We start from the raw sequence: 25,086 nt of genomic DNA, 5'->3' as shown, positions 1-25,086 counted from the left end.
GTGGTCATACCCCGCCGAACCACCCGACGCAAAAGCATCCCCCAACCAGAAACCATACCGACCCGCAACATCATTCGCGATATCGGAAAAAGTCGCCGTACCCTTATCCGCCGCAACCACCAGATACGTATCATCACCGTCACGACGCACCACCCGCTCCGGCGGGAGAACGTTCCCGGTGCCGTGTTCCACATTGTCGGTCAGGTCGAGCAGGCCGGAGATGAAGGTCCGGTAGGAGGCCACACCCTCGGCGAACAGTGTCTGCCGGTCGGCGGCGGCGTCACCCGTGGCAACCGGCGGGCGTTTCACCACGAAACCACCCTTCGCACCCACCGGCACGATCACCGCGTTCTTCACCGCCTGCGCCTTCACCAGACCCAAGATCTCGGTCCGGAAATCCTCCAACCGATCCGACCACCGCAAACCACCACGCGCCACCGCACCGAACCGCAGATGCACACCCTCCACCCGCGGCGAATACACGAAGATCTCGAACTTCGGCCGCGGCTGCGGCAGCAGTGTGATGGACTGCGGATCGAATTTCAGCGAAAGATGCGCCGGCGGCTCGCCTTCACCGTCACGCCGGAAATAGTTGGTGCGCAGCGTCGCGGTGACCACATTGAGGACCGCGCGCAGCACCCGGTCGGTATCCAGGCTGACCACCGCGTCGATCTCGGCTTCCAGCCATTCCGCGATACCCGCGGCCGAATCGGCGTCACCGTCGGGATCGAAATACGCTTCGAACAGTCGCACGAAACCACGCGACATATCCGGATTGGCCAGCAGCACACGAGTGATACCGGCAGCACCGTAGGAGAATCCGGCCTGTTTCAAATATTTCGCGTAGGCGCGCAGTACCACGACCTGACGCCAGTGCAGTCCGGCCCGCAGGATCAATTCGTTGAGCGTATCGACCTCGGCGGCACCGAACCACATTGCTTCGAACGCCGCGGTGAATCGCTGCGCGATTCCCTGCGCACCGGGGCTTTCGGCCTGATCGAGATCGGCCTCCAGCTCGGGATCGAGTTGCGTACGTAGGACGGCCGAGACCACACGTAACCGGAAATCGTAGATCCAGTCCGATCTGCCTTCGGATTCGAGCTGATAGGGCCGCTCGTCCACGACCTCCACACCGAGACTGTGCAGAACCGGCAGCACCCGGCTCAGCGAAACACCCTCGCCCGCGGCGTAGAGCGTGAACCGCCACTCACCCGGCGGAGCCTCGGCTGTTCGGTACAGCGCGGTCCGGAAACGCGCCGACCCCAGTTCGTCCGGATCAATCCGGAATCGCATCGGCGAAACTGTGTCCTGCATTGTCGTCACCGTGATCGCGCCTTTCCGCTTCGGTTTCGAGCCTTCTACCTGGGCACTCTACGCGTTTAATGTGCCGTTGTATAGCGGTACGTTACGCGTGTGTAAACGATCACCAGTTTTTCCGGATCGGGAAGAAAGCACGTCATCGAGATGTTCGCGATGGAAACAGATCCGGATCGGTCCGCAGGTGGAGCGCGCAGCTGGGCAACGCCCGTACGAAATCCTCGCACGGCCGCAGCGAAGGCGGAGGTACGCCGAGGCCCACCACGAACCGACACCGTGAACAGATGCTATCGACGCGCACGGCCGCAGCGAAGGCGGAGGTACGCCGAGGCCCACCACGAACCGACACCGTGAACAGATGCGATCAACATATCGACGCGCATGGCCGCAGCGAAGGCGGAGGTACGCCGAGGCCCACCACGAACCGACACCGTGAACAGGTGCGGTCAACATATCGACGCGCATGGCCGCAGCGAAGGCGGAGGTACGCCTACGGGTGCAGTAGACCGGACCGGATCAGGAAAGTACGCGCGCCAGCGGTGTCGCTGAACGCGCCGGTATCCACCCGCAGACCCGACTCGGTATCGGCGTACCAGATCGCCGCGGACGCACTGATCGCCGCGAACACTTCGCCGTCGGCGACGACGCTGCCACCCGCGGACCGCCACTGCGCGATCGCCTGCGTCAGCGCGCCGGGTGCCGCGGCCTGAACCTGGAACGCCAGTGACCGGCCACCGGTGATCTCACCCATCAGCAGCGGACTTCCCGCGTCGAGCACACAGCTCTGGACACCGTCGGTTTCGTCGTGCGGCCGGCAGGAGGCGCTCTGCAATGGGTCGGGCAGCGCGGAGACCGGATCGGAGGCCGCGGCGGGTCCACCTCCACCGAAACCGGACGGACCGGTGAGCGGTGGGCCGGTCAGCGCGCAGGACTTCAGCATCAGGAAGGCGAGCACCAGCAGTACCGCCACCGCGACACCACCGGCCGCTCGCCACTGCCATTTCGGATGATGCTTCCGGACGACGGTTTCCGCCTCGTCCACCAGATGCGCACGAATGAATCCGAGCACACCGTGATGGTGTCCGTGATGATGACCGGCCTGCCCGTCGGCGTGCTGCGCGGAGTCCCGGTGCGCGGGCGATATCGCGCCTGCCGCACCGTGCGGGTGGTGACCATGCGTTCCCGGCACTCCCATCGCACCGGCCCAACCGCTCATCTCGGCCAGATGAGTGGCGGCCGCACCGTGCCGGCCGGCCGGCTCCGCCGCACCGCCGTGCACAGGCGGCGGTCCGCTCTCGGGCAGCGGCGCACCACAATTGGCGCATGCCGAGACCCCGGCGCCCGCGGAATGCCCGCAGTACTGGCAGCGGACCGTCATGACCGCACCCCGTATCCCATATCCGGTCTCATTGCCCCGTGATCACGATCGAGGAGATGGCCACGGTATTGGCCGCGCGGTCACCACTGGATTTCAGCACGGTGAGCGTGATCTCCGATGCCTCGATCGGCGGTTCGATCCGGGTCACCACCAGCGACCGCTGGTCCAGGGTCTCCTGGGTGTAGGTGGTCTTGTCATCGTCGTCGAACTGGTACGAGACACGGCTGACCGTACGGAATTTCGTCCACTGGTCGGTGCCGTCGGTACCCACATGATCCCAGCCGGGCACGATCGCGATCGAATCGATCTCGTACTTCTTGCCCAGGTCGATCCGCAGCACCTGGCCATCGATCTTGTACGCGCGGGGGCACGACCATGCCTTGTCCGGCTCACCGGAGAAGGCGTCCATACCGTCGGTGCCGCCGGATGGGCATTTCGATTCCGCCGATTGCACCTCGACGGTGCCGCCACCGGCCTGCACGGTGGTTTGGGGCGCCTGCTGGGTGGGCGCCGGTGCGACAGCCAGCGGCCGGGTTTCCGTATCCTCTTTGCCGCCGCTCACCACCAGCAGCACCACGATCAGCAAGGCGACCACCGCCGCGACCGCGAGCGCCACCTTCGGTTTGCGCAGTTGATCGGCGACCTCGCGGGCCATCTCCTGCGGGGACTGGCGTTCGGCCCCGGCGGCCTCGGGGGCAGGCGTCTGCTGCGCCTCGGCTTCCGGCGGGGCCGTCGAGTTCAGTCGATCCGCGACCCTCTCCGCATTGTCCGAGGCGAACGACGATCCCCGGGCATCGGGTAACTGCCCGCTGAGCAGCGCATTGATCCGTTCGCTCGCCGAAGGTCCGGCCGTCGAGCGGCGTGGCCGCGAGACGGCGGGATCGGGATCCGGTTCGGCCGCGGAGGAGCCCACGCTCACGAACGGTGGAGCATCGTCTATGGGCACCGAGGCGGTACGGACCGGGGGCGGCGGCGGGGCGGGCACCGATTCTTCGAAGGCGACCTGCGACCGGCCCGGACCGGAACTCGGCGCGGCTACGGGTGGCCCGGAGCGCTCTGCAGGCTCTGCGGGCTCCGCGGGCGCGTTTTCTGTGAGCCCGAAAGCGGGATCCGACAGTAGGGCATCCAGAATCGCACCTCGATTGCGGAGAAATACGTCTCCGGAATCCGCATCGGGCATATCCGAGATGGTATCGGCTGCGGGCCGACCTACAGCACCATCATTCCCAGTAGTGGGAGCTCACTCGGGCTCCGGCGACCGGCCGAGCGGCCTTCCCGCAGCCCGGCTCAGCGCGTTTTCTCGGCCGTCACGAAATACTCCGGAGGCACATCGAACACCCGGGCCAGCGCGATGATCAGATCCAGTCGCGGGATGGCATCACCGTGGATCAACCGGTACAGACCGGACTGCGAGACCGGTACATCCGGATACGCGAGTTCCAGGTGCTGAGCGAGCGAATACAAGGTCAGCCCACGGGTCGAGCCGTCTTCGGTGGACACGACCGATTCGGCGATCAGTTCCGAGAGTCGGCTGGAGAAGATCGCCGCGGCGGCCTGCCGCGGTGTCTGCTCCTGCGCACCGTCCGGGTTGTCGAATCTGCCACTGTCAAATTCGGGATCCGCTACCACGGTCATCGAGATTACCTGCTCTGTCCTACTCACCGGGCCGGATATCCCTGAGGCCGGGTCACCGGGACCGTCCGTTCGGAATTGCCGGACGGCGGGACAACCGTCGGCGGTCGATCGCTGTGATCGAGATAGCGGGTCTCGCCGCGAGGTTCGACCAGATTCACCCGGACGGTGCGCATCGGGATCCGCACATCCAGCTGAGTTTCCCCGACCTGCTCGATCGACAGATCCACCGAACCGCGGCGCGGACTACCCGGATCACTGATCGATACCGTGGTCGGCGCCGCGGACGCCTGTGGCGGCAGTTGGTCGAACACCGTGATGGTGGCGTTCGCGCCCGGCTCCTCGTCATCCGCCGCGGCCAACCGCAGCGACCTGGCGTCACCGACCGCGCTCACCAGATGCTGCCAGCGCTGTGGCCGGCTGGTGTGTACCTCGATATCGGCCCCGACGACGGTAGCGCGCAGCACCAACTGCTGCGCGACGGGCAGCATCGCCTGGACATCCACCGTACGGCGGCGCGGATTGTAGGGGGCGGGATCGAAGAGCGGCATCGCGAGCTGATGACGCGTCTGCCCGCTGATCGCACCCAGGATCTGACCGTTGGGTCCGATCGGCACGGAGAGGCCGGCGCTCAGCTGCTCCGGCGCCTCCTCGACGAGGTTCTCGTCCCGGGTCAACTCGCGCAACGAGACTCCGGTGGGCAGGGTCGAACGAAGCGCCACGGACTGACGACCGGGCAATCGGCGTAGATAGTCGGGCAACGCTTCGGTCATGGCCGGACCGATATAGCGCACGACCGCCCGGGGCCGGTCCGCCCCTGAGAGGCTGACCACGAGCGTGGTGCGCCCACTGTTCCAGGTCCAGCAGTCGTCCAGACCGGAATTGTCGAGCTGCGTCCAGTCGATCCCGAAACTGGTGACGAAACGGCCGGGTACCGAGGTCTTCAGGCGTTCCCACTGTTCGGTCAGATCACCGAGTTCGGCGCCGGCGTGCAGCAACCGGGTCGCCTCCAGCAGCGCCGCCGCGGGCAGCGGATGGGCTGCCACACCCCGCTCGCGCAGCCGCCCCGCGATCCGGTGCGCCGCAGTGGCGAGGGTGCGTGGTGCGACCACCGCACACGGTCCGCGTTTGGCCAGCGTCCGCAGATTACGTTCCTGATCCAACCGGAGAACCAGCCAGGTCAGCCGGTTTCCGACCACTGGATGGGAACCGATCAGCTGGTCGTAGAGCATGCTGTAGCTACCGGCCGACCGCACCCGCTGGCCGGTGGTCACGATATCGATATCGATAGCGATACCGTATTGGTCGAGCATCGGCAGCAGGCTCTCGACCGCGACCGTGTCCTCGGTGTAGATGGTCTGTTCGGCGATCACCGTCGGCAGGTCGAGGTTCGGCGCCAGCTGGATCATGGCGACCAGCACGTCCCCGTCCTCCGCGATACCGCAGAGCCCCGCGGCGACATCGATATCGCGGACCGGCAGCGGCGCGGTGAGCAGCGATGCCCGGCCCGTCCTACCGCTGCGGAAGTCGAACCAATCGAGAAACCAGCGCACCGGCGTCCGCCCCCGGATCCGCACGACCACCATGAGCAGTAATCCGGCGAAGATCAGCGCGGCACCCCACAGTGGTAGATACGCGGACAATCCGGTCATCACCACACTGCCTCCGATCGCCGTCACCGCGAACGGGCCGCGTTCGACCCCGGCGACCCGGCGGTCCGGAGCACGTACGGCCCTTTCCGCAGTCACCGTCACCGTTGCTGTCTCCGCCGCGAACTCACCCCGTAGGTCGCGGCCGCACCGATCAGCACCGCCGCGACGATGACGATCGCCGCGGTGATACCGGGTCTGGCGTCCGGCGACCGCGGTGGCGGCGGCAACTCCAGATCCACCACCTGGAAGAGACCTTCCGGGGGTTCGGGCGGCGTCCGATAGCTCAGCGCCGCGACCGGATCGATCACGCCCGCGCCCACCGTATTGTCGATACCGCGGGCCGGGGCGTGCGCGCTCGCGGTCAGCCGCGCGACGATCTCCGCGGGAGTCTCGTTCGGATACCGAGAACGCACCAGCGCCGCCACCCCGGCGGTGTAGGCCGCGGCGAAGGAGGAACCACCGACAGGGACGAGTTTATCCGGCGGTCCGACGCCGTTGATCAGACCGACCGATCCCGGCCCCAGCGATTCGATACCGGTGCCGGGGGCGGCTACGGTCACCCATGGGCCCATCAGCGAGGTATCGGTGACCCCGCCGTACGCGGTCGTGTATCCCACGGTCAGCACGGACTCGGCGAAAACCCCCGGCGCGGCCGCCGTTTTCACGTACTTCCAGTTTCGGGGATCGCCGGGCCGTCCGGGATCGAAACCCGGATTCTGCTCACAGCCCATGCTGCCGGAGTTACCGGCTCCGGCCACGATGAGCGAACCCCGGGTGTGCACGGCATAGCCGATAGCCTCGGCCAGCACCCCCAGATCGACGCCCGAATCCACCGCCAGACATACCGGTAGCGGTACCGCGATGATGCCCGCGCCCAGATTCGCGGCGTGGGTGATCGCGCGTGACAGGGTTCGTATCTCCAGCGCGAGTCGCTCCCGTTGATCGCCCATGCCGCGCTCCACCCGGAATGCTGCGGACCGATAGCGAATGGAGAGGATCCGCGCGTCGGGTGCGACTCCGGTGAATCCGTCCGCGGGATCGGCCGCACCGCCGATTATTCCGGCGATGAGGGTGCCGTGCGCATCGCAATCCTGGAGCCCGTCGCCCCCGGCCGCGACATAGTCGCCGCCGGCCGTCACATTGGGCAACCGCGGATGCGGTGTGACACCGGTATCCACCACAGCGACGGTGACCCCGAGACCGCGGCTGAGGGTCCGGGCATCGGCCAGGTTCAAGGCCAGTTCCGACGGTGGTGTCCGGGAGATATCCGTATCCTGTAGCACCCCGGTCGCCAGGCAACCGCTCTCCTGCTTGGTCGGCACTTCCGGCGCCGGCGGCCCGTCCGGCGGCGCGACGCCGACCACCACTTCCGGCGGCACGAGGGCACCCGCGGGCGCGGCGGTCGCGCCCAGCACAAGTGCGGTCAGTGCTGCCGCCGCAGCCCTGCTCAGGCAAAGGCCCATCAGATTCCTCGCATGGCGGTGTACACACCCATGATCCAGAAGGCGATCACCGGCACCACGAGGATGAGCGCGTACTCGATGAGGTCGGTGATCCGGCGGGTGACCGGTGTCAGCCGCTTACCGGGCAGGCGCAGCGCCGCGGCCAGTGCGGCACACGCGATCAAGGCGACCACCATGACGACGGCGAGCCGCGCGAACGAGGTTTCGTACGCTCCTACGAGCACGGCCGCCACACCGACTACGGTGACCGCGCAACCGATCACCAGCGAGATCGCCTGGATACGGTCGGGATACCACCGCGAACGCATCGCGAGAATGCCGGCCACCGCGGCGGCCATCACGATCTCCCGGATCCCGCCGGGACTGACCGCCGCGCAGATCACCGTAGCTACCGACAACACGCCGGAGACAGCCACTATGAGACCGCGCAAACTGGTGACCGCCAGCCGCGCCCGGCTCTCGATACCCGCCTCGTTGCTGCGACGGGACTCTTCCGCGGCGGCCGCGTCCTCGGCGGCCTGCTCGACATCGCGGTGGGTTTCCGCGTCGAAGATATCGGTGAGGGTGGACGGGTTCACCTCGTTACCCGGGTCGGGCAGATCCGGTGGCCGGATCCTGGCGATGACCACCGCGATCCGAGGCGCCAGCGTGAGCAGTACCAGCCCCAAGAACACTGCGGCGCCCGCCACTTGGCGGGTCACCAGGTCGAAGTAGGCCAGCGGTAGCACCACCACCGTTATCGTGATGCCGAGCACCGCCACACTCATCAGAGTCGCGATACCGCTACCGGTCAACCGCATCATCGCCATGGCGGCAACAGCGATGACGACCGACCCGGCCACGATATTCGCCGGAGCGAACGGGCCGGGCTCCCCGTAAGCCGGCGGAACCAGCATGGCGCTGCCCGCGAAGAGCAACGGGATCGCGGCCAGCGCCGCACCCAGCGAGATGCGGCGAGCCGCACCGCTACCACGGATAGCGACCGCCGCCGCCCAGCACAGCACACCGAGCAGTAACGCGGGCAACCCGCACCACAGTAGTGAACCGGACTGGGTCCACGCCCAGGACAGCATGGCCGCCAGTCCCACCGCGCCGGCTCCGAAGACACCCAGACCCACGATCGCGGCGGTATCGGGATCGAATTCGGCGAATTCGCGTTCGTTGATCAGCGCCAGCGCGTCGGTGATGTCCTCCACGACCGGAGTGAAGACCTCGGAGGACTCCACCGGCGCCAGCATGAGCACCGTCCCGTCGACTATGTCGTGATCACCGAGGCTGCGCCAGCGCGGAATCGGCGGCTCGCCCGGCCGGGCCAGACTCCATTGGCCGTGCGGCGGAGTGAAATCGACCTCCTCGTCGCCGATCGCATTGGCGAGTACGGCAACCAGATCGTCGATGAAAGTCTCGACGGTGAACTTTGTCGGCACGACGACGTCCACCTGGTAGGTGGCGACCATGACGGCGATACGCGCCCGTGCCACCTCGGCCGGTGCGGCGTCGCCGGCCGGAGCCGCCGGTGCCGCCTGCACAGCGGTCACCGCATACCGCCGCGATCGCCGCCGGACGGCTCGGCGACGTAACCGGGGAAGTCGTCGGCGAGACCGGCCGCCAGGTCTTCGAAGGCCAGCGCGGTCTCCTTTTCCAGCATGCGCAGATCGATCTCGCCGCCCTCGGCGAGATGCGGATCGAACGGGATCTGAATGGTGGGCCGTTGCGCCGAGGCGAACAGCTTCTCGATTGCCTCGATATCGACGGTGGGTTTCACCGGATGCTGCCGCACGATGGCCACTACCGAGGACGCGATCAGATGATCGAAGCCGTGTGAACTCAACCAGTTCAGGGTCGCGACAGCACCGGTGACCCCGCCGACGGTCGCAGGGGTCACCACGACCACGGCGTCGCTGGTACGCAGCACAGTGTTGGTCGACGAATCGAGCACACCGGTTCCACAGTCGGCCACGAGCAGATTGTAATGGCGACGCAGGATCTCCACACCGGTCTGGTACTCCGCCCCGGTCAACGCCTCCCCCGCGTCCGTACTCCAGGGCGAGGCCACCACCGCGAGGTCGGCGGTATTGACCGAGGTGTAGGAATGTACGGCCGAGAACGAGTCCAGGCGACCGCCGGCCTGCGCGAGATCACGCAGGGTGAGACCGAACTGGTGCCGCGTGGTGCGACTGGACAGATCACCGAAATCCGGATTCGCATCGATGGCTACAACCCGATCCGGCCGTAGCTTGGCGAAAGTGGATCCGAGCCCGGCCGCGGTCGTGGTGCGACCGACACCGCCCTTCACACTCACCACTGCGATCTGGTACGGCACGGTGAGCTGGCGGCGGATCCGGGTACGCCGGCTCTCGGCCTCCTGTTCGGCCGGTGAGAGACCGAGGTTGAATCCGACCTTGTTCAGCGCACCGCGTACGCCCTTGTTCGAGCGCAGATGCGCTTGCCGCACGGCCGCGATCTCGGCGAGGAGTTCCGCGGAGGCCAGAGCGGGCGGCAGGACCTCGATTCGCCCGGTGGACTCGTAGGCCGGGCGGTGGATCCGGTCCGGTACGCGGGATACGTCGGCGGCCTGCTGCGAAGCCACCGGCCGGGCACCGGCGCCCGGTGAATAGTCGGTGTAGCTCTGCTGCTGGCCGGCGTATCCGGCGGGGGGCGTGGAATATCCGTGGGTGGGAGCGGCTTGCGCGGGCTGGGCGGAAGGCAGCGGCGCGGCCGGAGATGCTTCCGCACTGTTCGGTGACGTCCAAGTGTCCGAAGCCGCCGCACTCTGCTGCGTCGGCGCGGCCGGGGCGCCGACGGGAGGCGGCGCGGCGACACCCTGAGTGCCTTGTTGCCGGCGAGCGATGGCCTGCCGCTCCTCCTCGGCCGCCTGCTGATGGGCCGTGGCCGCGCGCTGTCGCAGATCGGCGAGTTCGCCGTCGCCCACGGGCGGCGCCTCGGGGGCGGGCTGCGGGGGGCCGGTGGGCTGCGGCGGCGATACCGAAGCCGGCGCGACACCGGCCGATTGCGGATCGACCGACGGGCCGGGCACCGGATGCTGCGGTGTGGCCGAACTCATCTGGTCGGTCCCCGATTCCGGTGCCGTAGTCGGATCGGCCCCGAAGGCCGCGGACGAGATATCGGGAGGACCAGGAGGACTCGCGGCCGCGGCCGCTCCGCCAGCGGGATGTTCCTCGACCTGGGCGAAGTAGGCGTCGTAACCGCCTTTGGCGAGCGCCGCGGAAGCGGCGCCGTTGGTTGTCGGTGCCCGGTTCATCTCACCGTCCTCTCATCCAGCACTGGAACGTCAACCGGTGCGCGCGGTATCGAACCAGCTACGGCCGGGCAGCAGCTCGGCCAGAGTGTTGATACCACTCTGCAGGGCAGCGTGGTCACCCGGCCGGAAGGTCGACCGGGTTCGGCCGTCCAACGTGACGCTGGGTGTGATCACGAATCGCCCCGAGAACGTGTCCAGCACGTTCATACAGATTGTGAAGTCGGGTGTTTCGGGTCCCCCGTCCCGATGTTCGATCATGAGGACCTCGGCTTGGCGGACGATCTCGCCCAGCGCTCGGGTGAGCACATTCGCGGTTCGCGGTGAGGCGCCCAGTTCACGGAGACCCGCCCGCACTCCGTCCGCGTCCTGAGGCGGCTCCTCCGGGTCGGTCTCGGCCCGGGTGAACGGTTCGAAATCCAGTACCGGATAGTCACCGAGTATCGATTCGAGTACCGCCGTGAGCGTATCCAGCTGCCGGCCCTGATGGAAAACCGATTGTATGACGATCTCGTCGTCACAGCGCACGGCCAGCACATGGTGTTCTCCCCGGCGGACCAGCGATACGCGCAGCATAGTCGGGGTCTCCCCCCCGCGGCCGTTGTCGAGTACCCGGATGACCAGCTCGGTATCCGGTCGATCCAGGCACCGCAGCCATCCGGCCACCACCGGGTCCACCTCGCCATCGGAGATGATCCCGTCGGCTGTGAGTTGTGCCGCGACCACGGCCCGGACCCGGTCGCGGTCGGAGATCCGGTAGATATTCGGCGTGATCGACAGGACAAGCGGGTAGGTGTCGATGCCGACCATGTCTTTCAGGACAAGGGCGGCATCGACATTCAGATCCACCGATACCGGATCGCCGGACTCCACCTCCGCCGATGCTGTACCCACCGGCGTATATTCGGTCAAACCACCACTCGCCTCAGAGCAGGTTCTGGAACATGGCGGCGACCCGCGTGTCCGCATCGCCGATCAGCGAGGCAGCGTGGTCCGTCGCCTTGTTGAGATCGCCGAGACTACCCGCGTAGGCGTTGACCCGCGACTCCAGCTGATTCGCCACGCTCTCGTAGCCCGAGGCACCGGAGCCTTTGAATTCCTCGAGCAGCATCTGCTTCAGCCCCTGCAGCTGCCCGAGATTCTCCTGCATACCTCCCACGACGCTGCGCACCTGGCCCAGCGCAGCTTCGATTTCGCCTTTATTGGTAAAAATTGGTTTGGTCATTGAATCGAACCTCTCGAATATGAAATGTCAACGAATTCGGTGATCGGACGGGAAAACCGTCACCAATCGATACTCGCCTTGCTCGGACCCGTCGTGTTCTCGAGCCCGGTGTTGGCCCAGGTACCCGTGGCGCCCGCGGTACTCCCGGTGAACGTACCGTCGGCGGCATCGCCGAGCTGGTTCGCGATTCCCTGCATCGCCAACCGGTCCTCTTCGTCGAACTTCGAGCTCGCGCCGATGATCTCCTGCATGATCTGTTCGATGAATTCCGCGACCTTGGAGCCGGTCGTGAGGACGTTACCGAAAGCGTTGTACACAGCGTCACCGGCGTTGCCCTTGAACGCGGTCTGCAGGGTGCCCTGCGAACCGGCAAGAGACTTGAGATGACCTTCCAGAGTCTGCAGTGGCGTCGCCATTTTCTTGGAAACCGCTACCAGGGTATCCGGATCCGCCTGTGTAAGTCCCGCCACACCGTCAGCAGCCATGGTGTTCTTCCTTTCGATAATTCAGTGAACCCCGGCCACTCACCGGGTGCTGTATCCATTCTCCGACTCGGTCTCTTCGTCGAGCCGATCCAGTACTCCCACGAGTGAGGAGTCCGCGACCAATTCGGTATCGGGCTCGTCGTCCTCGTATTCGATGACACCGATCACCGGTGGACGCTCGAGCTCCGGAACCTCGAATTGCTCGCCCGGGGTGAACACCTTCCCCGTTCGCTTTTCCTCGTCCCTGCGGCGACGCCGCATTCGCGCGGTCGGTGCCGATACACGCCTCGCCGCACTGCGGGCCGGGGCGGCCTGGGCCGCCGGATTGGCTGCACCGAAAGCGGTGCCCGAGGCGGGATTCCAGGCGCCCGGTAACCGGAAACCGGTTGCCGCACCCGGCATCGAGCCGATACCCCCGCGGGCCATCCCGAAGCCGGCCAGCACACCCCCACCGCCGAGGGCCGCCAGTGTCGAGGATTCCGAGGAAACTCCCAGCAGCGGACTCGAATACGTCGAATCGGCTCCGTAACCGTTCGATCCGGAATCGAACCCGGATTCGGATCCGATCGGCTGCTGAGGATCGGTGAGCGACTGCTCCGACCCCGACGGTCCCGGATCCGTCCCGTCGCCTCCGGTGCCCGAGTCCGAACCACCGGGTTTCGAATCGCCCGCGGATTCCGTTCCGTTGCCGGTGTGCTGCTGCGTCGTTGTCGGTTTGTTTCCGGGATAGTAGGTGCTGTCGGGCCCCTTGGTGATCAAGTCCTGTAGCGGAGTCACCGCGTCCTGCCCGACCGGTGGGACCGAACCAGGGCTCGGCACGACGATCGGGGGAGGTGGCGTGAACGCGCCTGCCACCCCGACGAGATCGACGAGCAGACCCAGGGCTCCTATTTCGTAGCCCATCATCGTAGCGGCGGCCTGCAACTTGAGGCGGTGGTACTGGATCTCCGCCGCGGCGTGCCACGCGGTCGCCGCCCCGAAGACCACGAGGGCGCCGGCGGAGACAGGCCCGGCCCCCGCGGCGGCGACCGTACCGGATGTTGCCATCAGAGAAGCCGATGCGGCCAACTGCGCGATGGCGGCTTCGATCTCGAGCCGCGACGGCATCGCCCCGAGGGCGCTGTTGTGCAGATGCGCCCCTTGATCGGCCAGCTGGGCGATCTTCGCCGCGTTTCCTGCCTGGTCACGTACCCACTGGTTGTGCTTGCCGAACGCCGCCTGCGCACGCTGGGAACTCAATCCGCGCGGCCACGCAACGCCCATGTTTCGGATCAGCTGGTCCGAATTGGCCGCCGTGGCTTCCAGCGCATTGTCCATCGCCGAGTAGGCCCGTGAAGCATTGTTCAGTGGTGCCGCGCCGGCCCCGGAATCGATCAGATCTCGATTCTGAAGCGGCTCCAGGGCGAAATATTCGAAGAACGGCATAGCATCCCTGCTCCGAACTAGTTACCGGTCAGCCGCCGAACACTCTGCCCGAAACGGCACTTCCGACCGCCGACACTCCCGCGCTGCCGGCCGTATCGGTGGACTCGAAGGTCACCGACACGGGCCCGAGACTGGCCCCGAAGAGTCCGCTTTCGGTGTTGCAGGCGGCGAGGTAAGCGTTCATTACGATATCGACGACACCGAGACCTGCCGTCATATAAAACCCCGGCGCACAAGCAACTGAGGGTTCCGGCACCGTGTACGGCGCCACCGATTGCAGGAACGAGGCCAGGCTGGATCCTTGGGCGTTCACCGCGGCGCCGATGGCCGGAAGCTCACCAGGATTGACTTCGAAGGGGATCATCGACAACTCCGATCGATCAGCGTCCGCGCCCGTTGCGGTTCGCGCAACACAGCAGTACATCAAGTACGCTAAGCCATTCCCATTTATGGGAAGTCCCACTGACCGGCCACGAAAGGCGGTCAGTCCGGCGGAATCCAGGCCGACTGCACCAGATCCTTGGTCGAGGTCAGCGGCTCCACCAGAATTCCCCGGCCCACCGGCTGTTTGGTGGGCTTCGCATCGCCGATGAGCATTCCGTCCATCTTCGTCCCGTCCATGATCAAACCCGAGGAGTTCAGGTTCTTCACCTGTCCGAGAACGCTGTCGTACATGGCCGTATCCGCCTGTGCGATATTGCGGGCGGCGATCAAGTGGAAACCGGTGTCGCGTCCGTCGACGATGATGTCCTTCAGCGGATCCAATGGATTCATCTGCCCGCGCTGGGCAACCATATGGTAGTCGTCGACCACCACGAAGATCTCCGGGCCGGTCCACCAGGACCGCTCTTTGAGCTGCTGGGACGTCACCTCGTCCGGGGGCCGGCGGGTTCGCAGCCGCTGCGCGACAGCCGGCAGATTCTCCACCAGGTCGCGGCCGCTGGTCAGATATCCGACCATCATCTCCGGCGGCAACGCGTCCATATGCTGGCGGCGGTAGTCGATCAGCAGTACTCGGGCCTCGTCCTTGGTGAAGCGTGCCCGGATGGATTCCAGTATCGCCGCCAGCACGGTCGATTTCCCGCAGCCGGACGATCCGAGGATCACGAAATGGGTGGAGACGCCGAAGTCGATGACGGCCGGTGCCAGATCGGATTCACGGACACCGAACGGAACCGCGAGGCGTTCGGCCAGATTCGTCGGATGGGGGACCCGGGCCAGGATCTGGGGCATCGTCACCTGAGCCGGCAGCAGCCGGACCTCGGGCGCCTGCCTGCCCGAATATGTCTGGCTCACCTGGGCGATCGCCGCACTCAATCCGGCGGCCGCGGTATCCGCGTCACCGTTGCCGTCGACACGTGGCAGCGCGGTGAGCATATGGAGGGCGTCGTTCGAGACACATCGGCCGGGCCGGTTCGGGGGTACCGCGGCCACCACTGCACGGTGGGCGTTGAACACCGTATCGGTCAGGTCACCGAGCCGCATCTCCAGACGGGTCTGGATCAAGTCCTTGAGCTGGGGCCGGATCGCGGCCCACCGGGAACTGGCGACCACCAGGTGCACACCGTAGTTGAGTCCCTGCAGGGCGATGGACTCCATGGTCGGCATGTACTCGTCGTAATACGGGCCGTTGATGGCGAATCCGATATCCCAGCCGTCCACCACGACGAAAACGTCGCCGTGGTCGTCGCCGTAGGACGACAGCTCGGCCGAACCCTCGGGCGTGTCCCGGCGGCGCCGGAATTCGCGCATGGAATCGATCCCGAGGTGGTCGAACAGTGATTGCCGGGAGGCGATCACATTCCGGATCAGCGCGAATGTCCGCCTGATCCGATCCACATCGCGCGCCGAGGCGACCGAGCCCACATGCGGCAGCGCACGCATCGGGGACAGGCCACCGGAGAAGTCGAAGCAGTAGAACTGCACCTGCTCCGGAGTATGGGTCAGCGCGGCCGACAGGATGAGGGTCTGCAGGGCGGTGGACTTACCCGACTGCGGACCGCCGACGACCGCGACATGGCCGCCCGCGCCGGAGAGATCCACCGACCAGACGTCCTGCCGCTGCTGGCGCGGTTTGTCGATGATCGCCCACGGCAGTACGAGCGTGCCGAGGTCGACCGCGGCGGTCAGCCGGTCCAGCGTGGGCGGAACACCCAGCGGTGGCAGCCACATCTTGTGGGCCGGACGACCGTGCCGCGAGAACTGCTGCAGCACTGTCTCCATCACGCTCACCGGTTCGCTGTCGGTGTCCTCCGGTTCGGGCGATTGCACGGCCGCCACCGGCGCCGGACGCGATTCGGCGATGAACGCGGCGGTGAACCGCTGCGGCGGCTTGTATCCGCCGCCCGGCCGGCGGGCCCGCTGTGCGCTGGAAGCGGTCGCCTGCGCGGGTGCGGTATACGGTCCGCCGACATAGGCGGCCTGGAATCGCTGCAGATCACCCGCGCCGACCCGCAGGTACCCGGATCCGGGCTTCTTCGGCAGGTGGTACGCGTCCGCGGTACCGATGGCATCACGGGAGTCGCTGGTCTGGTTGGTGCGCAGCGCGATCCGGTAGGACAGGTGCGCCTCGAGCTCACCCATCCGGTTCGCCGGCACCTTCTGTGAGGACAGCAACAGGTGGATTCGCAGCGAGCGGCCCAGCCGGCCGATGGCGACGAACAGCTTCGAGAAGCTCGGATGCTGCTCCAGCAGTTCGGCGAACTCGTCGAGGATGATCATCAGCGTGGGCAGTGGTTCCAGCCGGGCTCCCTGCTCCCGCGCCTTCTCGTAGTCGGCGACACTGGCGAAGTTCCCCGCGTCGCGCAGGATGCGCTGACGGCGGCCCATCTCACCGTTGATCACGTCTTCCATACGAGTGACGAGGTCGGCCTCCTCCTCCATGTTGGTGACGACCGCGGTCACATGGGAGAGCCGGTCGAAACCGAGGAAGGTGGCACCACCCTTGAAGTCGACGAGCAGCAGGTTGAGCACGTCCGGGGAATGCGAGGCGATCGCGGAGAGCACCAGAGTGCGCAGGAATTCCGACTTACCGGAACCAGTGGCGCCGATGCACATTCCGTGCGGGCCCATACCCTCTTCGGCGGATTCCTTGATGTCCAGATGCACCAGCTGGCCGGTGGGATCATGGCCGACCGGGATGTTCAGCCGGTTCCGGTCGGCGTCGCGACGCACCGGCCACTGCCGATCCACCCGGATATTGCCCGGATCGGCGATGCTGACCATATCCTCCCAGGAGGTGCTGCCGCTGGCCTGCTCGGCGGCCACCGCCTCCACCACGGTGGACAACCGGTACGGCGACAGGTTCCGGGCTACGGCGGTGGCCTGCGGGATCGACATCGCGTCGGCCGTGCCCACCAACCGGCTCCCGCGCGGCGTCAACTCCTGAAGTGTGCGATCGGCGGTGACGGCGAACTTCAGTGACCGCGGCAGCGTCTGCTCGGACTCGCCGAGCCGCAGCCAGGTGCAGCCGTCGATCCCGGAGATATCGCGGTCGGTGTTCGCAGCACCGGATTCCACGATCAGCACATAGTGCGATTTGTCCAGCGCCGGTTCGTTGTTCGCCGAGAACGGGCCGCGGTTGAGTCCGGCGAGCACCTTCGTCCGCAGTTCGGCCACGGTCCGGTACACCATGCGGCTGGAGCCGACAGCATCGGTTTCCGCGGGGTGCTGGGTATGCGGCAGCCATTTCAGCCAGGCCCATTGCGGCTCGTCCGGATTGTTGAGCACCGCCGCTACCGCGACCTGGTCCGGTCCGTGCAGAACCGCGATCTCGGCCAGCATGGCCCGGACCAGACCGGCCACCGCGTCCGGGTCGCCGTCGAGTCCGACCAGCGGCGCCGACAACAGATTGATCGCCACCGGCATGCCGCCGACCGTGGAATACGCTTTCGCGAAGCGGGTCAGCTCGACCACACCGACCGGATCCAGATCCGAGGTGGGCGCCGCCTCCGGAACGATGACCCGGACCTGGTTGGCGATCCGCCCCCGCCCCATCCGCACCCGCAGGAACTGAGGATTGGCGACCTGCACCTCCCACATCCGCTTACCGCCGACCAGGCGGCCCAGGCCGGCCGGGCCGGGATGGGTGTAGGAGAGGTATTCGTAGAGTTCGGTTTCGGCCTCGTGCACCGTTTTGCGGTTATCGGTGATCGAGCGCAGATAATCCTTGCGTTCCTCGTTCAAACCCGCGGCGGTGCTGTTGGCTCCGCCGCCGCCGCCGAGCTGGCCGCCGACCATGCCGAACATCGACACGATCATCATCATGGGGAACATCAGCATCATCGGCGACATGGCACGGCCGCCGGAGAACATCATCGCCATCATGCCGACCATTGCCGCCACCATGATCACGGGCATGATCATCTTGAGCTTGGACATCGGCACCGGCCGGGGCAGCTCGGTGGGTGGTTGCAGCCGGAGTTCGGTGACGGCGGGAGCCTTGGGGCCGCGGACCATACGGGCGGGGCGGACGAAACGGCGCGTCGCGGTCATTTGTTACCCGTCATCTGCACACCCGTCATATTGGGCGGTATCCCGTCGTGCTGGATCATGGCGTCGCCGACCGAGAGCGCCGGGCCCACGGCGAACAGCGCGACGATGCTCCACGGCGCCGGTACCGGATCTTTGAGAGCCAGCGCGGACAGTGTCGGGTCGCTCCGCCCGCCACCCTTCAGATCCGCGTCGATTCCGTAGCGGACACCGCTGTCGGATACCCAGAACAGCGATTCACGCAGCGGCGAGCCGGGTTCGGCGCCGGTGACCTGCACGAACTTACCCGAGGTGCGGGGCAGGTAGGCGTAGTCGGCGGTCGTGCCGCCCGAGTAAGGGGCGGTGACCAATCCGACGGTACGGCCCTGTTCCTGCTTCGTGAGCGGTAGCTGCCGGCCGAAGAGCAACCGGGTGTGCGCGTCCGGATCGCTACCGGTGCGTTCCCAGTGATAGCAGGTGACCAGATCACGGATGGGGTCGAGTATCTCGACCGGCTCGGCCGGATAGGTCGCGGTGCCCGGCCAGTCGCCCGGGCGCAGGTTCGCCGCCGCTACATCGGGCCCGATCGTGCTGGTGGCGACCGCACCGTGCGAGTTCGCATTGCGCACGATCGACGCCAGCACCGCGCTGACCCGCACCAGCCCGGCATTGGACACCAGGTAGTAGGTGGCCGGTTGATTCGGGGTGGACACCGTGACGATGGACCCGACCACCGCGTCGAGCGCCGGTTTCAGGGTCGTGGGCGTACCGGAGGCGGGAACATCCGGTACCCGGATCGGCGCGACCTCGGGTATCGCCCCCAGCAACCCCGGCGACGCGGCGGCCACCTGCGCGCCGCTGTCGATCCCGAGGGCCAGCATCACCGGCGAATCGGCGAGATTGATCTCGGCACGTACCACCCCCTGTATCGGATCGGAATATACGAGCCAGGTCGCGTCGTCGCCGCGTAGCAGCCGGGCCTGGTGACCGCTCAGCTCGTGGACGGCATCGTCGTCGACGGTGAGCGGCCCGGCGATGGCGGTGGTGAGCACCGCCGAACGCAACAGTGTCGGCAGGCCGGTCTTCTGGTCCACGGGTGCCGCGGCACCGGTTCGGGCGGTATCACAGACCGTCCATTCGGAATCCTTCTCGGCCTCGTCGTCGACCTGCCCGGGCGCACCCGGTATTCCGACCCACGGGCCACGCGGATACTTCGCGAGCTCGGACTGCGATACCTCCACCGGATTGGCCGCCTGCCCCACGATGAGCCGGGCCGAGGGGAGGTTGAGTGCGGGATGCAGGCGCTCTCCGAGCTTCACATACAGCGCACCGCTGTTCTTTTCGGCGAGGATCGGTGAGTCCCCAACGGGTTTCGCGGGTTTGAAGAACGCCAGCACAGCTGCCGCGGCGATACCCACGCAGGCCAGCGCGACCCCGATCGCCAGCGCGGTGGAACGGCCGCGGGACGGGTCGTCGATCATCGAGGCATCGCGGCGGACCAGGGCGTGTTCGATCCGGTGTAGCAGAAACCGCCAACCCGAAACCTGGTGCTTGGTCACCACCCGGAAGCGTGCCACCGGTATACGTTCCCTTCCGCCGACCTCGGCCACAACCTAACGCGCACGCCTGAACCGGCCACTCCCCAAAGTTGGGAACAGCCGGCCGGGCGGGTTTCGGGCGCTACTTGTCGACCGGCGCCAGCCCCTGGAGCGCGGTGGAGATATCGAAGGCGTCGACGGTCATCAGCTCTTCGTCGGTGAGCGCGGCGATATCCACATTGTCGCGGGTGAAGCGGAAATCGCGCTCCGCCTCGGCAGCCTCCACCACATTGCGCACGAAGCGACCGTTACCGGCGAGATCGATGAGACGGCGGCCGTTCCTGCTCTGCTCCGACATCACCGTGCACCGGTCACGCAGCACCTCACGGGCCTGATCCGACAGGATCGAATCCTTCTTGCCGGCGATATGGTCGGCGATCTGGACCAGTTCGTTCGGGTCATAGCTGGGGAACCGGACCCGCTTGGTGAAACGCGAGGACAGACCTTCGTTCGACTGCAGAAACCTGTCGATCTCGGCCTCGTATCCGGCGATGATCACCACCAGCTTGCTCCGGTCGTTCTCCATCCGGGCCAGCAAGGTGTCGACGGCTTCCTTGCCGAAGGCGTCACCACCGGACAGGCCTTCCTGGATCAGGGTGTAGGCCTCGTCGATGAACAGCACCCCACCGAGAGCGGAATCGATGAGCGCATTGGTCTTGGGCGCGGTGTGACCGAGGTGGGTGCCGACCATATCGTTGCGCGAGGCCTCGATGACCTCGGCGTTCTCGACCACGCCGAGACCGGCGAAGATCTTGGCGATGACCCGGGCGATGGTGGTCTTACCGGTACCCGGGGGGCCGGAGAAGATCAGGTGATTGGATCGCGAGTCGACCGCGAGACCACGCTTGGCCCGGACCTGGTCCATCAGCACACCGGATTTGAGCCGGTCCACCTGCTCCTTGACCGAGTCCATACCGATCTGCGATTGCAGCAGATTGGAGGCTTCTTCGAGCAGTTCGTCACGTTCGGCCTTGGCCGCGCTGGCCGCTACCTCGGCGGGATCGTCGCCGGATTTCGGATCCCAGATATCGGTCCGGGAGGCGACCACCGCCGGGGTCGTCACCTCGAGCCGGAAGTTCTTGTCCCGCACCGCCTGCTGCCAATGTGGGCGGTTCGGCCACAACCCCGAGCCCTGCAGACCTTTGAGGATCTTGTCGGCAGCATCGTGTTCGCCGTTGTGCCGCAGGACCATTCCGAGCAGATAGTGGGCGTCGGCCCAGATGTAGGACAGATTTCCGGACTGACTGTCCTCCACGATCCGCTGCGCCCGCGGCATCGCCTCCCCGAACCTGCCGAGATGGGCGAGCGCACTGGCCGACATCAGTTCGGCGGCGATATCCAGCAGCCCGTCCTCGATCACCGTTTTCGCGGCGCGCGCGGTGAGGACATCGGGCCAGCGCCCGGTCCGATAGAAGAAGGCGATCCGAGCGAAGTCCGCGACATCGTCACCGCGCACCTCGTCCAGGATCGCGACAGCTTCCTGCCATTCCCCACCGTCTGCGTACGCGCACGCCTGCGCGATGGCGATCTGATCGCGATCGGCCATCGCGACCCGCAGGCCGAAGACACCGATCTCGACCTGACACCACAGCGCCCGATCCACCAGACCGGCACGCTGCTGATCACGGTAGAGATTATGTGAGGAGCGGTAGGCCCCGTAGATGACCTCGGACGTAACCTCCCCCGCCATCGCGCGACCCAGCCATGCGTCGCACATATCCGGATCGATATCCGTGGCCGCCGTGAACGCTGCGCGAGCGTGCTCTTCGTTGCGCACCCCACCGGCGACCAGTCCCAAACTCTGCACGCCCGTGTAGAACGCGTCTTCGGCCGCTGACACCTCGGACTTCCCTTCCGCCAACCCTCGTCTGCTGGCAGGGTAAGCCACCCGGGGCCGGCGGTAGACATCGGGTATTTCCCGACGCTGGGAAGTAAGTCCGACTCACGAACGCGCAAGTGGAGTATTCGGAAGCCGTACTGGAACGGGCGGACCGCACCGGTGGGGATACGGACGAAAGCCGCAAACCTCCACGATTCACATTCCCATCAGCCAACGAGCCGTAATTCAGCGATAAAGTACTACTCCGGTTTCATGCCGTACCTTCGGCGCGGCCGGTCGGCCACTGCGGACCGACGCCTGGGAATCACATGAAATAGGTTGATACCGAAGGCTTTCAGCTCTGCGATCGGCAGATCGGCCGGCAACCCGGCCGCTACCCGAAGCCGACGGAATTCCCTCCCCTGAAAATAGTGCCGTTGTTGAACGGCACATTATTTGCGGCTATAGTTGGCGCCAGGTCACCAGTTCCCTCATCCCTGATGACCTCACCCGCGGCGGCCGGTGGAAACAGCGAGCCACCGGCCGCCGCACCTATCAATTCACCCGCGCGGCGGCGGCCCTTCATCTGCGCGAACCGGCGCAGACACCGCCGGCGCGACGACTTCCGGCCGGTGCGTATTTCCCGCCGATTCCCGTGCGGCACCATCCTTCCCCTCGGCACCGGGCGTCCGATCCCGATCGGACGATACGACGGGCGCCGGAGTGTCCCCCTCGGCCGCCACAGCGGGAACCGCCGGTTCGGCGCGCTCGGAAGGCTTGCCCCACGGAGTGCGCGCCGGTTGGGACGCCGCGGCCGGGCGGGCCGACCACGGGTTCGGCCGGGCGGCCCGGCGCCGCCGGCCGCCCGCGGTACGACCGGGTTTATCGCTGTCGGGCGCACGGCGACGACCGCGTCCCGCGGGTGCCGGGTTCCCTGGTCCGCCGGCCGGACCGCCCGTCGCGGACGGCTGCCGATTCCACGGACTGGCCGGACCGCCAGCACTTTCGGTCGAAGCGCCTCCCGGACCACCGATCTGCCCGGCCGAAACGCCGGGGGTTTCCACCGCCCGAACCGAATCCGTGCCGCCGGATCCCCCGGCCGGTGCCTCCGATCGCTCGACCGGCGCCTGGAGATCCGCGATACCCGCCGCATCGCCCACGGCCGTCCGGGCGGCGGCCGAGCCGGTTTCCTGGCTGCCCACCGCCGGTGGGCGCTCACCACGGGATTCGGCAGATTGCGCATCGGCGGAGGCTGTCCCGTCCGCGGGACCAGCGGTACGGAGGTCGCCCGGCCCCGCACCGGTCCCGGTGCCCGGCGCACCAGCTTGCCCGGCCGAGCCGGGCCCCGCCGCAGGCGATCCCGCCGCACTGTTCGGCGGCGCCGCCACCGGGGATTCGCCATCGGCACGGCCGGACGTTCCGGCATCCTGGGCCGGCGTGGCGCCGGCGGCTGCACCCGGTATCCAGTTCCGCGGCGCAGCGGTGGCTTCCGGGGGCACACCCTGCTGGGCCGGCACGTTCACAGCCGGGGTATTCGAGGGTCCGCCCGACTGGACCCCCGGACCACTCACGCCGGGCATCCCGACCGGAGTGGTGAAGTCGAGCGCCGCGACACCGTTGGCGAACTTCTCCGCGTGTTTCATGATGTCGTCGGCGTGGTCGTCGAGGACCTGGGCGTAGCGGCGCACCTCGTCCGGATCGATGTACACGATGTTGTTTCCGCCGCCGTCGACACCCAGCAAATCGGCAGCGGCGTTGTAGACCACACCGTTGATCATGTCCGCCACCGCGTCCTCGAGCGGTTCGATGGCCCTACCCAGCACCTCGGCCACGATGTACCCGATGAGCATCTCTTCCATGGCCTTGACCAGACGCCGGGCCGCGAGCGATATGGACTGGCTCAGCGCCACGGATGCGCCGGAGGTCACCACGGTGGCCGCCATGGCCGTGGCGAAGGCGGCGGCGAGCACCACGAGCTCGGTCAGTACCGCCACTTTCACCGCGGTGATCACATCAGCGGCGATCTCCAGAGCCCTCGCCACCCCGCGGCACAGTTCGTCCAGCCTTTCCATATGCGACGAGCTCAGACTCGCCCAGGACGCCACCAACGCCCGATACGACTGCCCCTGATAGACCGACCCCATCTCGCCGATCGCCCCGGTAGCCGCGTTGTGGGTCCCGGAGACCTCGTCGGCGAAAGTGCGTACGTGCCCGGCCAGCTCGCGGACCTGATCCTCGTTGATATCGGGATAAGGGACGCCGATGAAGTTCAGGAACATCGCCACTTCATGGGGTATTTCGATAGCCAAGGGCGAATGTTCCGCTCAGACGACTCGTACCACGACAGCGCTGTCCGGCATGGGCGAATATGTCACGGTGGCGCCCGAATAAGGCGCCTCGATCACCATACCGTTGCCCGCGGCGAGTTGAACATGTTCCGGCCCGCGGGAACTGAACGACGAGGCCGGGAACACGAGATCGCCGGCCCGCACATCGCGCGGGTCGATCCGTTCGCCGGCGTAGATCTGTTCGTATGTGGTCCGGGGCAGGACCACTTCCCCGTTCGTGGCCTGCGCGACGGCGTACTGGGTCAGCCCGGAGCAGTCGAAACCGCCCCCGCTGGGACCGCCGGCCCCGCCTCCGCCCCAGATATAGGGCAGGCCGAGCGCGCCGTCGGCGGCCTGGGCGGCCTTGCCACCCCGGGACTTGTCCCAGTTGCGCCGGATACCGCGGCGCGTCGGCTGGTGAGTGACCTGTTGCCCGGACACCATGCGAGGTCGCCGACGCCGTCGTTTCCGGGGTGTGGACGACGCCGTTCGGGCGCGCTCGGCGAATGCCACCGGCGGCATTATCTGAGCCGCTTGTCTACGTGCCGCGTCGATATCGGCGTTCACCTGCCTGGTCGCGTTCGTGATGGTCTGCTGGGCCGAATCGAGAAGCGCGGGACCGCTGAACCGGGTGTCACCGATGGTGGTGATGGCCTGGATCCGCGCTTGGAGATCGGAGATCTGGCTGCTCAGTACCCCGCGCCCGTTGAGCGTCCCCGTGCCCGACTCACCGACGGTCTTGGTCATGATGCCGTCCCGGCTGTATTGGGTGTCGAGCACGGTACGCTGGGTTCCCAGCGCGTCTCCGTAGCCACGGGCACCCCCACCGGACAATCGGGTCAGATCCGCCGCCATGGACTGCGCGAGGACGGCGGACGCACGCTCCGACGGCTGCCCGGCCCCGTACAGCCCGAGCAGCTCGCGCAACACACCGTGCACATCGTCGGTCAGTGCCGGCATGCGATCAGCTCGCCATCGCTCATCGCCCCGACTTACCTCTCTGCCCCAGCACCCCGGGCAATTTCTCGGCAATCAA

At 66.8% G+C, this 25,086-nt stretch carries 18 protein-coding genes; all 18 read right to left on the bottom strand.

All coding sequences use genetic code 11. From position 1 onward, the window contains the following. A partial coding sequence (locus IEY68_RS31515) for an NAD-glutamate dehydrogenase domain-containing protein (protein ID WP_229719158.1) occupies positions 1 to 1,239 on the bottom strand: 1,239 nt, incomplete at its 3' end. A 568-nt stretch (positions 1,240 to 1,807) separates the two neighbouring features. Then, positions 1,808 to 2,695, bottom strand: coding sequence for a zinc ribbon domain-containing protein (locus tag IEY68_RS31510; protein WP_062999125.1), 888 nt, complete (start codon positions 2,693 to 2,695; stop codon positions 1,808 to 1,810). A gap of 28 nt (positions 2,696 to 2,723) precedes the next feature. After that, on the bottom strand, positions 2,724 to 3,875 hold the full coding sequence (locus IEY68_RS31505) for a discoidin domain-containing protein (protein WP_062999127.1): 1,152 nt from the start codon (positions 3,873 to 3,875) through the stop codon (positions 2,724 to 2,726). 107 nt (positions 3,876 to 3,982) lie between these two features. Beyond that, a complete protein-coding gene (locus IEY68_RS31500; protein ID WP_030525335.1) occupies positions 3,983 to 4,330 on the bottom strand; it encodes a helix-turn-helix domain-containing protein in 348 nt (115 codons plus the stop codon). Between the two features lie 23 nt (positions 4,331 to 4,353). Further along, positions 4,354 to 6,081, bottom strand: a complete 1,728-nt coding sequence (gene eccE, locus IEY68_RS31495) for a type VII secretion protein EccE (RefSeq protein WP_229719157.1) — start codon at positions 6,079 to 6,081, stop codon at positions 4,354 to 4,356. Further along, positions 6,078 to 7,442, bottom strand: a complete 1,365-nt coding sequence (mycP, locus tag IEY68_RS31490; protein ID WP_062999131.1) for a type VII secretion-associated serine protease mycosin — start codon at positions 7,440 to 7,442, stop codon at positions 6,078 to 6,080. Before mycP ends, eccE begins: the two co-directional genes overlap by 4 nt. Then, entirely contained in the window at positions 7,442 to 8,980 is a 1,539-nt protein-coding gene (eccD, locus tag IEY68_RS31485; RefSeq protein WP_062999133.1) for a type VII secretion integral membrane protein EccD, read from the bottom strand. Before eccD ends, mycP begins: the two co-directional genes overlap by 1 nt. Beyond that, positions 8,977 to 10,704: a CpaE/TadZ family protein gene (locus tag IEY68_RS31480; RefSeq protein WP_229719156.1), complete on the bottom strand. Its 1,728-nt coding sequence runs from the start codon at positions 10,702 to 10,704 to the stop codon at positions 8,977 to 8,979. The genes eccD and IEY68_RS31480 overlap by 4 nt, the downstream gene beginning before the upstream one ends. A gap of 30 nt (positions 10,705 to 10,734) precedes the next feature. Then, a complete protein-coding gene (locus tag IEY68_RS31475; RefSeq protein WP_229719155.1) occupies positions 10,735 to 11,595 on the bottom strand; it encodes an ESX secretion-associated protein EspG in 861 nt (286 codons plus the stop codon). Between the two features lie 31 nt (positions 11,596 to 11,626). After that, entirely contained in the window at positions 11,627 to 11,926 is a 300-nt protein-coding gene (locus tag IEY68_RS31470) for a WXG100 family type VII secretion target (RefSeq protein WP_062999135.1), read from the bottom strand. Positions 11,927 to 11,985: 59 nt separating this feature from the next. Next, positions 11,986 to 12,411 (bottom strand): WXG100 family type VII secretion target, encoded by a 426-nt coding sequence (locus tag IEY68_RS31465; protein WP_062999137.1) that lies wholly within the window; start codon positions 12,409 to 12,411, stop codon positions 11,986 to 11,988. Positions 12,412 to 12,450: 39 nt separating this feature from the next. Next, complete coding sequence (locus IEY68_RS31460) at positions 12,451 to 13,836, bottom strand: PPE domain-containing protein (protein ID WP_062999139.1); 1,386 nt, start codon at positions 13,834 to 13,836, stop codon at positions 12,451 to 12,453. A gap of 28 nt (positions 13,837 to 13,864) precedes the next feature. Next, complete coding sequence (locus tag IEY68_RS31455; protein WP_189094597.1) at positions 13,865 to 14,206, bottom strand: hypothetical protein; 342 nt, start codon at positions 14,204 to 14,206, stop codon at positions 13,865 to 13,867. A gap of 113 nt (positions 14,207 to 14,319) precedes the next feature. Continuing rightward, positions 14,320 to 18,330, bottom strand: a complete 4,011-nt coding sequence (gene eccCa / locus IEY68_RS31450; protein ID WP_062999143.1) for a type VII secretion protein EccCa — start codon at positions 18,328 to 18,330, stop codon at positions 14,320 to 14,322. Beyond that, positions 18,327 to 19,865, bottom strand: coding sequence for a type VII secretion protein EccB (gene eccB, locus IEY68_RS31445; RefSeq protein WP_229719154.1), 1,539 nt, complete (start codon positions 19,863 to 19,865; stop codon positions 18,327 to 18,329). The genes eccCa and eccB overlap by 4 nt, the downstream gene beginning before the upstream one ends. 121 nt (positions 19,866 to 19,986) lie before the next feature. Further along, on the bottom strand, positions 19,987 to 21,744 hold the full coding sequence (gene eccA, locus IEY68_RS31440) for a type VII secretion AAA-ATPase EccA (protein ID WP_062999145.1): 1,758 nt from the start codon (positions 21,742 to 21,744) through the stop codon (positions 19,987 to 19,989). Positions 21,745 to 22,283: 539 nt separating this feature from the next. Next, positions 22,284 to 24,032, bottom strand: a complete 1,749-nt coding sequence (locus IEY68_RS31435; RefSeq protein WP_189094596.1) for a WXG100-like domain-containing protein — start codon at positions 24,030 to 24,032, stop codon at positions 22,284 to 22,286. A gap of 15 nt (positions 24,033 to 24,047) precedes the next feature. Further along, positions 24,048 to 25,010, bottom strand: a complete 963-nt coding sequence (locus IEY68_RS31430; protein ID WP_062999149.1) for a C40 family peptidase — start codon at positions 25,008 to 25,010, stop codon at positions 24,048 to 24,050. Between the last annotated feature and the right edge of the window lie 76 nt (positions 25,011 to 25,086).

This window comes from Nocardia jinanensis (assembly GCF_014645735.1).
Classification (GTDB): Bacteria; Actinomycetota; Actinomycetes; order Mycobacteriales; family Mycobacteriaceae; genus Nocardia; species Nocardia jinanensis.
The sequence above is the reverse complement of the archived record's forward strand: the minus strand, read 5'-3'. Positions and strand labels throughout refer to the sequence as shown.